Annotated in this window: 15 protein-coding genes and 1 other RNA gene; 7 read left to right on the forward strand and 9 right to left on the reverse strand. The window is 51.4% G+C overall.

Annotated features, from left to right (window positions below):
• The gene (ilvN, locus tag E6C74_RS13310; protein ID WP_136485987.1) at positions 1 to 495 is read left to right on the forward strand and encodes an acetolactate synthase small subunit; all 495 of its coding nucleotides are present in this window, start codon (positions 1 to 3) and stop codon (positions 493 to 495) included.
• 128 nt (positions 496 to 623) lie between these two features.
• Here the strand turns inward: ilvN and serA are convergent, their stop codons facing one another.
• From serA to E6C74_RS13335, 5 genes are all read right to left on the reverse strand, one after another.
• On the reverse strand, positions 624 to 1853 hold the full coding sequence (serA, locus tag E6C74_RS13315) for a phosphoglycerate dehydrogenase (RefSeq protein WP_136485989.1): 1230 nt from the start codon (positions 1851 to 1853) through the stop codon (positions 624 to 626).
• Positions 1854 to 2229: 376 nt separating this feature from the next.
• Positions 2230 to 2886 carry a ribose-5-phosphate isomerase RpiA gene (gene rpiA / locus E6C74_RS13320; protein WP_136485991.1) on the reverse strand — a complete coding sequence of 219 codons (657 nt, stop codon included), beginning with the start codon at positions 2884 to 2886 and terminating at the stop codon, positions 2230 to 2232.
• Positions 2887 to 3005: 119 nt separating this feature from the next.
• A complete protein-coding gene (locus E6C74_RS13325) occupies positions 3006 to 3596 on the reverse strand; it encodes a 5-formyltetrahydrofolate cyclo-ligase (RefSeq protein ID WP_136485993.1) in 591 nt (196 codons plus the stop codon).
• A 3-nt stretch (positions 3597 to 3599) separates the two neighbouring features.
• Positions 3600 to 3783: non-coding RNA, 6S RNA (gene ssrS, locus E6C74_RS13330), on the reverse strand.
• An 18-nt stretch (positions 3784 to 3801) separates the two neighbouring features.
• Entirely contained in the window at positions 3802 to 4110 is a 309-nt protein-coding gene (locus E6C74_RS13335) for a cell division protein ZapA (protein WP_136485995.1), read from the reverse strand.
• A 240-nt stretch (positions 4111 to 4350) separates the two neighbouring features.
• Here E6C74_RS13335 and E6C74_RS13340 point away from each other — a divergent pair, with 240 nt between their 5' ends.
• The 3 genes from E6C74_RS13340 to E6C74_RS13350 are packed head-to-tail and all read left to right on the forward strand — an operon-like array spanning position 4351 to position 7364.
• Positions 4351 to 4926, forward strand: coding sequence for a YecA family protein (locus E6C74_RS13340; RefSeq protein ID WP_136485997.1), 576 nt, complete (start codon positions 4351 to 4353; stop codon positions 4924 to 4926).
• Between the two features lie 20 nt (positions 4927 to 4946).
• A complete protein-coding gene (ubiH, locus tag E6C74_RS13345; RefSeq protein ID WP_168797034.1) occupies positions 4947 to 6122 on the forward strand; it encodes a 2-octaprenyl-6-methoxyphenyl hydroxylase in 1176 nt (391 codons plus the stop codon).
• Positions 6123 to 6137: 15 nt separating this feature from the next.
• The gene (locus tag E6C74_RS13350; RefSeq protein WP_136486001.1) at positions 6138 to 7364 is read left to right on the forward strand and encodes an FAD-dependent 2-octaprenylphenol hydroxylase; all 1227 of its coding nucleotides are present in this window, start codon (positions 6138 to 6140) and stop codon (positions 7362 to 7364) included.
• Positions 7365 to 7433: 69 nt separating this feature from the next.
• On the opposite strand, the gene E6C74_RS13355 is transcribed toward E6C74_RS13350, so the two are convergent.
• From E6C74_RS13355 to ygfZ, 3 genes are all read right to left on the reverse strand, one after another.
• Entirely contained in the window at positions 7434 to 7640 is a 207-nt protein-coding gene (locus E6C74_RS13355; RefSeq protein WP_136486003.1) for a DUF1107 domain-containing protein, read from the reverse strand.
• 563 nt (positions 7641 to 8203) lie between these two features.
• Positions 8204 to 8683, reverse strand: a complete 480-nt coding sequence (locus tag E6C74_RS13360; protein WP_206208412.1) for a YbaK/EbsC family protein — start codon at positions 8681 to 8683, stop codon at positions 8204 to 8206.
• Positions 8673 to 9644, reverse strand: a complete 972-nt coding sequence (ygfZ, locus tag E6C74_RS13365; protein ID WP_136486005.1) for a tRNA-modifying protein YgfZ — start codon at positions 9642 to 9644, stop codon at positions 8673 to 8675. The genes E6C74_RS13360 and ygfZ overlap by 11 nt, the downstream gene beginning before the upstream one ends.
• A gap of 267 nt (positions 9645 to 9911) precedes the next feature.
• On the opposite strand from ygfZ, the gene E6C74_RS13370 reads away from it, so the two are divergent.
• Together E6C74_RS13370 and E6C74_RS21155 are read left to right on the forward strand one after the other, a co-directional pair.
• The gene (locus E6C74_RS13370; RefSeq protein WP_136486007.1) at positions 9912 to 10172 is read left to right on the forward strand and encodes a succinate dehydrogenase assembly factor 2; all 261 of its coding nucleotides are present in this window, start codon (positions 9912 to 9914) and stop codon (positions 10170 to 10172) included.
• On the forward strand, positions 10141 to 10533 hold the full coding sequence (locus E6C74_RS21155; protein WP_240798190.1) for a hypothetical protein: 393 nt from the start codon (positions 10141 to 10143) through the stop codon (positions 10531 to 10533). Before E6C74_RS13370 ends, E6C74_RS21155 begins: the two co-directional genes overlap by 32 nt.
• A gap of 22 nt (positions 10534 to 10555) precedes the next feature.
• Here E6C74_RS21155 and nadB read toward each other — a convergent pair whose 3' ends face one another.
• Positions 10556 to 12169, reverse strand: a complete 1614-nt coding sequence (nadB, locus tag E6C74_RS13380) for an L-aspartate oxidase (RefSeq protein ID WP_136486009.1) — start codon at positions 12167 to 12169, stop codon at positions 10556 to 10558.
• 443 nt (positions 12170 to 12612) lie between these two features.
• Here nadB and rpoE point away from each other — a divergent pair, with 443 nt between their 5' ends.
• The gene (rpoE, locus tag E6C74_RS13385; protein WP_136486011.1) at positions 12613 to 13185 is read left to right on the forward strand and encodes an RNA polymerase sigma factor RpoE; all 573 of its coding nucleotides are present in this window, start codon (positions 12613 to 12615) and stop codon (positions 13183 to 13185) included.
• Positions 13186 to 13208: the final 23 nt, after the last annotated feature.

Genomic DNA, 13208 nt, shown 5'->3' on the forward strand with positions numbered 1-13208 from the left:
ATGAGACATATTATTTCACTACTACTAGAAAACCAGCCGGGTGCTTTGTCTCGTGTTGTTGGCTTGTTCTCACAGCGTGGCTATAACATTGAAACCCTCAATGTGTCGCCAACCGATGATGAGACCTTATCGCGTCTTAACATCACCACCACCTCAAACGAGATGCAGCTTGAGCAGATTCAGAAGCAGCTGCACAAGCTGATTGATGTGCTCAAAGTGCAGGAAGTGACGGAGTTTGAGCATATCGAACGTGAACTGATGCTGGTTAAGGTCAAAGCCAGTGGTTTTGCCCGTGCCGAAGTGAAACGTACTGCTGATATTTTCCGTGGTCAGATTGTTGATGTGACCGCCTCACAATACACAGTCCAGTTGGCAGGCAGCAGTGATAAGCTTGATGCTTTCATCGACGCGATTGCGGAAGTGACCGATGTGATCGAAGTGGCGCGTAGTGGTGTGGTGGGCATTGCCCGCGGTGAGCGTGCACTGCGCGGTTAACGAAGCCGTCAAATAAAAAAACCAGCCGCATGGCTGGTTTTTTTATGTTCAAGCAACTTGGATATTCAAACCACTCTTATATTTAAGCGATCACAGCGGGCGAAGCGCTTTGCTCCGCCCGGTGAGGCTTAGTGCAGGATACGTGCGCGAATCGTGCCTTCGATGTTCTTTAGTTTGTCCAGCGCTTCTTCTGAACGTTCTGCTTCAACGTCAATCACCACGTAGCCGATCTCCGGAGAGGTTTGCAGGTACTGGGCTGCGATGTTGATGCCATCCTGAGCAAAGATGATGTTGATTTGAGTCAGGATACCCGGACGGTTCTGGTGGATGTGCAGCAGACGAGAGGTGTTACGCTGCTCTGGCAGTGAGACCTCTGGGAAGTTCACGCTCGACAAGGTTGAACCATTGTCTGAATATTTCGCCAGTTTGCCCGCCACTTCAATCCCGATGTTTTCCTGGGCTTCCTGAGTTGAACCACCCACGTGCGGAGTCAGCAGTACGTTGTCGAACTTCATCAGCGGTGATTCGAACGCTTCTTTGTTTGAGCCAGGTTCAGTCGGGAATACGTCGATGGCGGCACCAGACAGGTGGCCTGACTCCATCGCATCACACAGGGCCGGAATATCGACCACAGTACCGCGTGCTGCGTTGATAAAAATCGAGCCCGGTTTCATGCGTGCGAATTCTTCTTTACCCATCATGTCTTTGGTACCTGCTGTTTCAGGCACATGCAGCGAGATCACGTCACACTTGTTCAGCAGCTCACTCATGGTGTGCACCTGAGTGGCGTTACCTAATGACAGTTTGTTCTCGATGTCATAGTAGTAAACATGCATGCCGAGGTTTTCAGCAATAATGCCCAGCTGAGTACCGATATGGCCGTAACCGATGATGCCAAGTTTCTTGCCACGTGCTTCGTAAGAGTTGTCCGCACTCTTTTTCCATACACCGCGGTGTGCCAGGGCGTTTTTCTCAGGAATACCGCGCAGCAGCAACAGAATTTCGCCTAATACCAGTTCTGCCACACTACGTGTGTTCGAGAATGGGGCGTTAAATACCGGAATACCACGTTTGGCAGCCGCGTTCAGATTAACCTGGTTAGTACCGATACAGAAACAACCAATTGCGACCAGCTTCTCTGCTGCGTCGATCACTTTCTCTGTCAGGTTAGTGCGGGAGCGAATACCAATAAAGTGAACGTCTTTGATTGCTTCAAGCAATTCAGATTCGTCCATTGAACCTTTGTGGTATTCGATGTTGGTATAGCCGGAAGCTTGCAGAACTTCAACTGAAGATGGGTGAAGTCCTTCAAGGAGCAGGATTTTAATTTTGTCTTTTTCCAGTGAAACTTTGGCCATTGTTCTCGTCCTTAAATATGGGAAGTGGGCAAAAGAAGCTATCCCTTTTCTCCCTGAAATTGCAGTGGTGTGTGCCGTACAGAACGGCCGGGCCACACAATCAGCTAAGCTCAACGGGCAAGTTTGCCTGCTGACTAACTGCAACTCCAAGTTGTTTTGGGTATATCACCCAACGAAACGCGTCATTATAGAGGCTTTTACAACGAAGCAAACGTTTGCATTGTGTATCTTCTATGCAATAAGTTAACAAAAAATTTTTGCTTTGGGTAAGAAAATTACGGAATAAGGCATAATTTTATTGGAGAAAAGAAATAAAAAACGGCACCCCAGGTGCCGTTTGTAGTCAAATGACTGAAAAAATACGATTGTTTCAATCTTATTCTGCGATTTTCGTGCCTTGCGGGGTACCGGTGATCACCACATCAGCACCACGATGGGCAAACAGGCCATTGGTGACCACACCGGCGATGGCGTTGATGTCGGCTTCCAGTGCTTTCGGATTGGTGATACGCATGTTGTATACATCCAGAATGATGTTGCCGTTGTCCGTTACCACGCCTTCACGGTACACAGGATCACCGCCCAGTTTGACCAGCTGACGTGCCACGTAAGAGCGCGCCATCGGGATCACTTCCACCGGCAGCGGGAATTCGCCCAGCACATCGACGGCTTTGCTGCCATCGACGATACAGACAAATTTATCGGCAATCGCTGCAACGATCTTCTCACGGGTCAGTGCGGCACCACCGCCTTTGATCATCTCGCGTTGCGGGTTGATCTCGTCCGCACCATCGACATAAATATCCAGGCTGATGACGTCGTTGCAGTCAAATACTTCAATACCTAAGCCTTTGAGCTTTTCGGTTGATGCCACAGAGCTGGAGACGGCACCTTTAATATCATCTTTGATCGAACCCAGAGCATCGATGAAGTGATTGACGGTCGAGCCGGTACCGACACCGACAATGCTGCCTTTTTCTACGTATTTCAGCGCAGCCCAACCGGCGGCTTTTTTCATTTCATCTTGAGTCATGCCCATCTCCTGATTTCGATTGTGTGAGGACGCAGTTTTGCGCGGCGCGATTATACCCGCAAACTAAGGTGATATGTACTCAAACAGAGCGATAATGCGCTTTGTGAAGCGGTTCTGGATCACGCTTTCCATTGCCACAAACGGCTGGGAGTGAGAATTTTGGGCAGAGGAACATCCCACGCTTCGGTCGGCAGTTGTTCGACATGCTGACAGTCATGAGCCAGGCCAATCGGCATCGCTCCCTGACCGGTTTTAAACCAGCTTTCCAGGGTGCGATCATAATAGCCGCCCCCCATACCAAGCCGGTGTCCGTGTGAGTCAAATGCGACCAGCGGAGTACAGATAAGGTCCAGCTCTCGCACTGGCTTCACCAGGGGCTGATTGAGCTTAGGCTCGAGGATACCGTACTTGTTAAAGGTCATTGCCGTATCGGTATCATAACGTAAGAACAGCAGGTTACCGGCGGAGAACGGATGCAGGACAGGCAGATACACCGATTTACCCTGGGACCACAGCCATTCGATCAGCGGCTGGGTATCGAGTTCTCCGTCAGTCGACAGATAGAGGGCGATGTGCTGACAGGTGTGCATTTCAGGCAGTGCGGCGAAACGTCGGATCAGATCCTGACTGGCCTGATAATGAATATCGCTGGTCAGTTCATTACGTCGTTGACGGATGAGCTTACGCAGCTCAGGACGAGAGTATTGCATAAGAGGGACCCCAGGGTGCCGTTGAGGATTGTGGCCCTTGAACCAGCTGGTTCAAGGCGGGTCAGCAAGGATAACCGTAGGCTTCTCGATACGAGCCGAGCTTGCTCAATAGCTACCAAATACTAACCCTTTGGTGTTGCTTATCGGCTCAGGGACTTACATCCGCTGACGAACACCCCAGGGAAAATTCGTTGTATGGTAAAGGCTACAGCTCTCCTGGCTTGACTTTACGTAGTGCTTCTTCAAGAGAAGCAGCGAGCTTTTCCATTCGCCCGTTTATTTCCGACTGCTGACCGTCTTTTTCCTGCTGCTTGGTTTGCAGCTCATAACAGATGTTCAGCGCGGCGATGGTCAGTAGCTTAACCTCATTGGTTACCTTAGTACGATCGGCCATCTCTTTCAATCGTCGGTCGAGGTCTTGGGCGGCAGTTAACAATGATGCTTCTTGTCCCGGTGGACAGTTAACCCGAGTTACTTTGCCTAAAATTTCAACGTCAACCGCTTGATTACTCATGATAAATGAACTCTATTCGCGTACTAGGATGATATCGCTTACGTGACCATCGAGGGTCAAACTATAGGTAAAGCGATAGTAAGATTCAAGCTTTTCACACTCGGAATCAAAAATTGTCAGGACAAAAACACAGTTATTGGGCAATTTGCATAAAAGCTGGTCACAATTGATGATGTGAGCGTTTTCGCCGGATCGCTGAAGTGGTACGATGGCAGTTATTTGCCTGAATACGAGCCCATTATGAGCGATAACACCTTCCCTGATTACGCAACTCTAGCTTCTGAACTGCAGTCGGCCGCCGTTGGCGTGACACCGGCAGAACTGCATGGTCTGCTGACCGGCATGCTGTCTGGTGGCCTGAGTCTGCATGATAAAAGCTGGCAAGCGCTGATTTTCGATTACACCAACGACGGAATGGGCTGGCCGGTCCAGGCGCTGACACTGGCTGAGCAAACGCTTAACGCCACCAGTGCGGAACTGACGGCAACGGATCTGGAACTGACCCTGCTGCTGCCGGCAGAGCAGGGTGAACACGCACTGATGCTGTTTGCTGATGCCGTTGCGGAGTGGGTCAATCACTTTATCTCTGGGCTTGGCCTGGTTGGCGCTAAAGTACAGAACGCGTCAGCGGTAGCCAAAGAAGCGTTGGAAGATCTGGAAGAGATCGCCAAGCTGGGGATTGATGAAGAGGATGATCTGGAAGAGCAGGCACAACTGCTGGAGCAGGTGATCGAGCATGTCAAAGCCTGCGTACTGACTCTGCACGCCGAGTTCGGTGTTAAACCGCAAAAAGATTCTCAACCAACCATTCACTAAGTGAGGTGTCAGTGAACGAGGTGCACTGTTTTGATGTGATTATCGCCGGTGGTGCGATGGCGGGCGCAACCCTGGCTCTGGCCCTGGACAAGCTCAGTCATGGCCGCTTATCCGTGGCGGTTGTAGAAGCATATCAGCCGGATCATGACCAGCATCCCGGGTTTGACGCCCGATCGATTGCGCTGTCGCATGGTACGGTGCAGATTTTAACCTCGTTAGGGCTGTGGCAGACCATTGCCCCGGTCGCCTCACCGATTTCACATATTCATGTCTCGGATCGTGGCCATGCCGGTATGACCGATATCAGCAAGGACACACTCGCTATTGATGCCCTGGGGTATGTGGTTGAGCTGGCGGATGTGGGCCGTTTGTATGCCGGGTTAATCGAACAAAGCACCGCGATTCGGTTGTTTTGCCCGTCCAGCGTCACGTCGGTGGTGCGTCAGCACAACCAGGTGGAGGTGACGCTGAACAGCGGTGAACACCTGCAGGCTAAAATGCTGGTGGCGGCTGACGGTGCGGTTTCAACCTGTTGCGAACAGGTCGGCATGGCTCTGGCCGAGCATGATTTCGGTCAGGTGGCCGTGATTGCCAACGTGGTGGCCAGTGAAGCCCATCAGGGACGCGCGTTTGAGCGCTTTACCGAGCACGGCCCGGTGGCTTTACTGCCGATGCGTGATAATCGTCTGTCTCTGGTATGGTGTCTGCCGCCACAACTGGCCGAACAGGTGATGGCGCTGGATGATGCCGCTTTCATGGCGCAATTGCAGCAGGCGTTTGGCTGGCGGCTGGGCGCATTTGTCAAAGCCGGTAAACGCAGCGCTTATCCGCTGCTGCTGCGTCACCGTGAGCAGAATGTCTCACACCGGTTTGCGATTGTCGGTAATGCCGCGCAGACGCTGCATCCCATCGCGGGGCAGGGATTTAATCTTGGTATCCGCGATGTAGCCTCTCTGGCCGAAGAGCTGACCCGAGGTGATGAGCTGGGCTGTTACGCGCAGTTGCACCGTTTTAGTCAGCGCCGCGCTGCGGATCGTCAGCACACCATTACGCTGACCTCGGCTCTGGTGCACCTGTTCTCCAATGATTTACTGGCACTGCGTATCGGCCGTAATCTTGGCCTGGCAGCGATGGATAACCTGCCGCTTCTGAAATCTCCTTTACTGCGCCGCACTCTGGGCGTAGTGAATCGATAAAGGGTATAAAAAATTATGATGCAAAGCGTGGATATTGCGATTGTTGGCGGCGGTATGGTCGGACTGGCTCTGGCTGCGGCATTTAAAGAGACTGATCTGCGAATCGCGGTAATTGAAGGCAAGATTCCCCACGAAGGGTTGAATGAACTGCCGGATGTACGCGTCTCTGCGCTCAGTCGCTCCAGTGAGATCATCCTCAGTAATCTAGGGGCCTGGCGTGGCATCATGAGTCGCCGTGCGGCGCCTTATCATGCGATGGAAGTGTGGGAACAGGACAGTTTTGCGCGGATTGAATTCAGTGCTAACCATCTCACTCAGCCAAATCTGGGCCATATTGTCGAAAACCGTGTGATTCAACTGGCGCTGCTCGACCAGGTCAAACAGCAATCCAATGTCTCGCTGTTTATGCCGGCTACCTGTCAGAACCTGGCGGTTGGCGAAAGCGAAGCGTGGCTGACTCTAAGTAATGGTCAGGCTCTGACGGCCAAGCTGGTGGTTGGTGCTGATGGCGCGAACTCCTGGGTGCGCAAACAGCTCGATATCCCGCTCACTCACTGGGACTACGGCCACAGCGCGGTCGTGGCGAATGTGCGCACTGCAGAGCCGCATCAGTCGGTGGCGCGGCAGATTTTTACGCCGCAGGGCCCGCTGGCCTTTTTGCCGATGGGGCATCCGCTGATGAGTTCCATCGTCTGGTCGACCGAAACCTCGCGCGCAGAGCGCTTGGTCGCGATGGATGATGCTTCATTCAACAAGGCGCTGACAACGGAATTTGATGTCAAACTCGGTTTGTGTGAAGTGGTTGGGGAACGCTATGCCTTCCCGCTTAAAATGCGTTACGCGCGCGATTTTGCCGTTGAGCGGGTGGCTCTGGTCGGGGATGCTGCGCATACTATTCATCCGCTGGCCGGGCAGGGGGTGAACCTCGGATTGCTGGATGCTGCCAGTCTGGCTCAGGAAGTGATGACACTGTGGGAGCAGGGACAGGATATCGGCACCAAGCGTAACTTACGCGGCTATGAACGCTGGCGCAAAGCCGAGGCCGCTAAAATGATTGCCGCCATGCAGGGTTTTAAAGATCTGTTTGCCGGTGATAATCCGGCCAAGAAACTGATTCGTGGCATTGGCATGCGCCTGGCGGGGCAGTTGCCTGGGGCGAAAGATGAAATTATGAAACATGCGCTGGGACTGAAAGGCGATCTGCCGCAGTTGGCCAAAGTCGCGCCTAAAAGCATGGTTTAGTCTGGATAAGACGGAAAGTTAAAAGGGTTGGCGTAAAAGCCAACCCTTTTTTGTTTGCGGGAACTCAGGTTATGCATAGGCGCAGCGCAAGCGCATAATTTCCTGGTTGACCTCTTTGACGGTCTGGTAATGGCGTGGTTCAGCACGCTCCGGCAAGATCAGCTTGCCGTTATCAAATTCAAACTTACCGACACCGTAGATATAGATTCGACCTTTAAAAAGACGACTAACATGTTTAGCTATCATACCAGGTGTATAGCGCTTAAACAGTCTCATTTCTCGATCCTTTCTTTGTTGCTGCGCTGCATAGTATACGAATAAACCCGCTTCAAGAGTGTGATGGCCCGGGGATACCTGCAGCGAATATCAAATTACATGGATATTTGTGCTGCTACGTGCAAATTTGCCGATGAGTATCCATTTTTATGTGACTTTAACCCAGCAAAACAGCAGTTAATTTGGTTTCTTCAGTCAGAGCGCCGCTATTTAGCCAAAGTAATGTGACACTGTTAAGAATAGTTGTCCTGAATTAAAAGGTGTAAGAAACATGTCATTATTTGCATAAAAAAAAGCCCGCAGTCAGATGCGGGCCAAATAGTCACAGATGCATTACACAAAAAGTGGATGTCCTGAAACAATCAGTGGATTCACTTTTTTGTTGGAGAAGGATATCAACCGAGTCGTACCTCTGATTGAACTTTACCAACGTCGAGAGAGTAAACGAAAATCTGGCGTGTGACTATTTATGTTTTAACATTGGATAAAAATTCACGACCCAATGATGCTAAATTGGAGGTGGATCACGATCACATGTAATGGATTACACGGATTTGCATCACTTAATCACGTTGAATATGTGCAAACTGTGGCTGACAAAGTTGAATCAGATCGTTTGGCGCCAGGCCGATCCCGGCCATTAACGATCCGCTGCTGATCGTAACCATGCGGTGCGCACAGATGGCATGATCAAAAATGACCGGCATCGGTGTACGCAGCAAGAGCGGGGTCACGGTTCCTATCCGGTAACCGGTGATCGCTTCCACCTGGCTGAGATCAACACAGGTCATACGGCGCCAGTTGAGCAGGGCTCGAACCTTTTTCGGATCCACGCTGCGATCGCCGGGCGTACAGGCCAGGGCAAATCGATCACTCATATCGCGCAGCAGGATGCATTTCACCATTTGGGCAGGGTTGATACCACGCTGATGTGCGGCATCTTCTATTGTCTGAGCTGCGCTGTGGTGAGGCAGCAGGTGATAGGCCACCTGCTGCTGGTCGAGATACTCAGTGAGCGGGGTGCGCAGTGAGTTATTCATCATCTAAAGAATAAGGCAGGGCTTCAATCACCCAGCGCGTATTCGGTTGAGCGGTCAGACGTAACTCAGTACCGGCCTCAAGATTATTGGGCAGGACAATCAGGCCGATGGCGCTGTTATCAGAGAAGGTGTAATGTGCCATCAGATGGCCGGCACTGCGCCAATTGTCACCAACCGAGCGTTCCATCTGCTGCGCTTCATCAGTAGACAGCGGCTCATTCACATCACCGCGCACTATGTACATCGCACGTTTGTTGATACCGCGATATTTTGCCCGGGCAACGGTTTCCTGACCGGTATAGCAGCCTTTACTGAAACTGATGCCGCCCAATGCCTGCACATTGACTGCCTGCGGAATATGTTCGCTCTGCTCAGAGCGTTCAATCACCGGAATCGCTTCTTCGATATCAAAACGGGTCCACAGGGTCGCATCCGCTTTGACCGCTTCACTTTGGCTGACCAGTTGTGCAGCGTGATCTTCATTCAGCAGCAGTAACCAGCGCTGGGCGCTGATCCGCACCGCCGTGCCACCTTCGATGGCACGGACGTCACCTTCGCTGTTACTCAGGCTATTAATGTAGGCGTCAGCGCCGTTGCCCATGACGCCCAGTGCCACATCCTGGCTGTGCGTCAGTTCGATCTTAGAGAAAATCGCGTATTTTTTCAGTTCGCGCAGTTCCGCTTCAATTGCCGATACAGGTTGGAACATCGCGTAACCATCATGGTGATGGAACAGACGAAATACCGACCATACCTTGCCTTTGGCGTCGCAATGTGCGCCGAAGGTGGATTGTTGGCTTTGCAGCGATACCACATCGCAGGTCACCTGACCTTGCAGGTAGCTTTTTTTATCCGCACCAACGGCAGTAATCGCACCCCAGTTATCCAGATGGGTCAGCATCAGGTCTGGCAGGGCATCAGTTGGTTTGACGCGCAGCGGAGCAAATGTGTTTTTCCAGTTCATATCCTTCACCTGGGTGAAATCTCGTTTCACTTCATACTTCTGTCGGTTATTGCAGCGCGTTGAAAGCCACGACCTGATGTTAGGGCAGGTTGGCGGATGGAATCCCGGCTGCAACGATGTTGGTTTTAACAATCATGTTGTTTTAACAATATGGTAATCTGGTTCAAGTTTTTTGTCAGCATCAACAGGGACTGTGACTGAGTTACTAGTTGAGCGCCTTGTCTGTTGATAGACTTGGCGCAAATAATCATAAGGTGAGGATAACCGATGTACACCCCGGAAGAAAAAGCGCGAATCAAATGGGCATGCCGCCGCGGAATGCTGGAGCTTGACGTAGTCATCATGCCATTCTTCGAAGAGTGTTTTGACTCTCTGACTGAATCAGAACAACAAGACTTTGTTTCCCTGCTGGAGTGTGATGATCCGGACTTGTTTACCTGGGTCATGGGGCATGGACGCTCTGAAAATCTCGGCCATGCGTCGATGGTGGACAAGATTGTCGCTCATAACCTCGGCAAAGTCCGTTAAGCTCTACCTATTTCCCTCCTTCTACGCCCACATCGTTGCGCTGTTACAATTTAACATGCTGATATGGGCGTTGCTTATCTCCGCCATCCCTGTTGTTGTTAGTTTGGTTATTATTGCGATATGGCTGCGTGTGGCGCTGTGTGGCTGGCTGACGCCGACCCTGAGCGGAGCCGTGGACATCGATTTTTCCGGCCGGTTGCGGACGCAGGATAACGATGAACCTATTCGCTCGGTTGGCTTTAAGTTTGCGTTTGCTTTTGTGGTTATTGTCACGCCGCAACGGCGTTGGCTGTTGTGGCGTGATAGCTGTCGCGACGGCGATTATCGTCAGCTACTGATGAGACTAAAACGGGAGCTGTGACGCTCCCGTTGCTATGATGAGGTTATTGCTGGTCCGGTGTCAGTATGGTCGGACCGCTGTCAGGCTGCAGTTGCGGATAGTCCAGAGTGTAATGCAGGCCGCGGCTCTCTTTACGTTGCATTGCGCAGCGTACCATCAGCTCCGCGACCTGGAGCAGGTTACGCAGTTCGAGCAGGTTATTGGATACCCGGAAGTTACTGTAATACTCATGGGTTTCCTGTTGCAGCAGCTGAATGCGGCGCAGGGCTCGTTCGAGGCGTTTGTCGGTGCGAACGATACCCATGTAGTCCCACATAAACAGACGCAGCTCGTGCCAGTTATGCTGGATGACCACTTCCTCGTCGGAACAGGTAACCTGGCTTTCATCCCAGCTTGGTACTTCCGGCGCTAAAGTCGCTTCTTTAACTTTACTGAGGATATCTTTCGCGGCTGACCAGGCGTAGACCACACATTCAAGCAGAGAGTTTGAGGCCATACGATTGGCACCATGCAGGCCGGTATAGCTTACTTCACCAATCGCATACAGCTGCCGGAGGTCGGTCTGGCCCTGCTGATTGACCATCACCCCGCCACAGGTGTAGTGCGCCGCCGGTACAATCGGAATCGGCTCTTTGGTCATATCGATGCCGAGATCCATCAGACGGCTGTAAATCATCGGGAAATGTTTCTCGATAAAATCGGCCGGTTTATGGCTGATGTCGAGATACATGCAGTCGGCGCCGAGACGTTTCATCTCGTAGTCGATGGCCCTGGCGACTACATCACGCGGTGCCAGTTCGCCACGCTCATCAAAGTCCGGCATAAAGCGTGAGCCGTCAGGACGGCGCAGGTAAGCGCCTTCGCCGCGCAGGGCTTCGGTGAGCAGGAAGTTGCGTGCATCCGGATGATAAAGGCAGGTCGGATGGAATTGGTTGAATTCCAGGTTCGCCACCCGACAGCCGGCGCGCCAGGCGATCGCAATGCCGTCACCGGAAGAGACATCCGGGTTGGACGTGTACTGATACACTTTAGATGCGCCGCCGGTGGCCAGGACAACAAACTTAGAGCGAATCACTTCAACGTGTTCGTCATTCCGGTTCCAGACATAAGCGCCAATCACTTTTTTCTCGTCACCACCGACTTTGTCTTCGGTGATCAAATCCAGAGCGTTGTAGCGTTCGAACAGAGTAATGTTAGGGTGATTATGAACGTTATCCTGCAAGGATGTCTGCACCGCCATGCCTGTAGCATCAGCAGCATGCAGAATGCGGCGATGGCTGTGGCCACCTTCGCGGGTCAGGTGATAACGGGGTTCTTCATCATCGCTGCTGTCTTCTTCTTTATCGAACGGGACACCACCGTCAATCAGCCATTGCACGCACTCTTTGGCATGTTCAGCGATAAAACGCACAGTGTCTGGTTCACAAAGACCGGCACCGGCGATCAAAGTGTCCTCGACATGTGAGTCGATACTGTCCGATTCGTCAAAAACCGCGGCAATACCGCCCTGAGCATAATACGTTGACCCTTCACTGCGCGGGCCTTTACTCAAAACGATGACTTTACAGTGTTTGGCGACACGCAGCGCTAACGACAAACCTGCTGCTCCGCTGCCCACAACTAATACATCACACTGATGTTCTCGGTTGGCGTTCATAAAATGTTTATATTCCCGAACTAGAGTAGAGCTGTCCTGCTCTGCTGCAAAATTAACTATGTCTGTCCTTTCATGCTTTGTCAGGTGCATGTGCCGCATCTGACAAAGCATGGAGAAGCGCTGCGCGCACAAAATAATGTGCGCTGACCCGAACATACCCGCATGGGCTATGAGGGTATCATCATCGCGCCAAAAGCAATACTTTATAAATACTATTGTCTTTTGTGATTGCTGTCCCCAATATCAGGGGAGAATCCCAACAATTTAGATTACATCACATTGCACCGGGAAAAAGGTAAAATTTTTCACCGGGTGTTGAACTTTCCCTGCGCGATTGAGTCACAATAGTGCTCATGTAAGCAGTGGTGTCAAGACAGCATTCTGCATAATTAGTGCCCATATCTGAGAAGGTAGGGGAGATAACAATAGGAGTAACCGCTCGAATGAACGAGCAGCTGACCGATCAAGTGTTGATTGAGCGAGTTCAGAATGGCGATAAGCAGGCATTTAATCTTCTGGTGCTGAGATATCAGAACAAAGTATGCAATCTTATCTCCAGGTATGTGAGCAATTCAGGTGATGTAGCCGACGTAGCGCAGGAAGCGTTTATTAAAGCGTATCGGGCGATCCCCACATTTCGTGGCGAGAGTGCCTTCTATACCTGGCTGTACCGTATTGCTGTCAATACCGCGAAAAATCACATCGTGGCGCAAAACCGCCGCCCGCCGGCAAGCGATGTTGATGCTGAAGAAGCTGAATTTTACGAAAGCGGTAACGCGCTTAAAGAAATATCGAACCCAGAAAACATTACGCTGTCCAAAGAGTTAAAGCAGGCGGTGTTTCATGCGATAGAAGCGTTACCTGAAGATTTAAAAACCGCGATGACGTTACGCGAGCTTGATGGCTTGAGTTACGAAGATATCGCAGAAGTCATGGATTGCCCCGTAGGTACGGTGCGTTCTCGTATCTTCCGTGCTCGTGAAGCGGTAGAAAAGAGAATCCGTTCTCTTTTATAGCGCAAACCAGCAAATTTAATGGT

The sequence above is a fragment of the Vibrio sp. H11 genome (assembly GCF_004804295.1).
GTDB classification, from domain to species: Bacteria; Pseudomonadota; Gammaproteobacteria; order Enterobacterales; family Vibrionaceae; genus Vibrio; species Vibrio ostreae.

Excerpts from the sequence above, each read along its gene's own strand:
- ilvN (WP_136485987.1), top strand. The coding sequence starts at position 1 with ATGAGACATATTATTTCACTACTACTAGAAAACCAGCCGGGTGCTTTG.
- serA (WP_136485989.1), bottom strand. The coding sequence starts at position 1,853 with ATGGCCAAAGTTTCACTGGAAAAAGACAAAATTAAAATCCTGCTCCTT.
- rpiA (WP_136485991.1), bottom strand. The coding sequence starts at position 2,886 with ATGACTCAAGATGAAATGAAAAAAGCCGCCGGTTGGGCTGCGCTGAAA.
- E6C74_RS13325 (WP_136485993.1), bottom strand. The coding sequence starts at position 3,596 with ATGCAATACTCTCGTCCTGAGCTGCGTAAGCTCATCCGTCAACGACGT.
- E6C74_RS13335 (WP_136485995.1), bottom strand. The coding sequence starts at position 4,110 with ATGAGTAATCAAGCGGTTGACGTTGAAATTTTAGGCAAAGTAACTCGG.
- E6C74_RS13340 (WP_136485997.1), top strand. The coding sequence starts at position 4,351 with ATGAGCGATAACACCTTCCCTGATTACGCAACTCTAGCTTCTGAACTG.
- E6C74_RS13350 (WP_136486001.1), top strand. The coding sequence starts at position 6,138 with ATGATGCAAAGCGTGGATATTGCGATTGTTGGCGGCGGTATGGTCGGA.
- E6C74_RS13355 (WP_136486003.1), bottom strand. The coding sequence starts at position 7,640 with ATGAGACTGTTTAAGCGCTATACACCTGGTATGATAGCTAAACATGTT.
- E6C74_RS13360 (WP_206208412.1), bottom strand. The coding sequence starts at position 8,683 with ATGATGAATAACTCACTGCGCACCCCGCTCACTGAGTATCTCGACCAG.
- ygfZ (WP_136486005.1), bottom strand. The coding sequence starts at position 9,644 with ATGAACTGGAAAAACACATTTGCTCCGCTGCGCGTCAAACCAACTGAT.
- E6C74_RS13370 (WP_136486007.1), top strand. The coding sequence starts at position 9,912 with ATGTACACCCCGGAAGAAAAAGCGCGAATCAAATGGGCATGCCGCCGC.
- nadB (WP_136486009.1), bottom strand. The coding sequence starts at position 12,169 with ATGAACGCCAACCGAGAACATCAGTGTGATGTATTAGTTGTGGGCAGC.
- rpoE (WP_136486011.1), top strand. The coding sequence starts at position 12,613 with ATGAACGAGCAGCTGACCGATCAAGTGTTGATTGAGCGAGTTCAGAAT.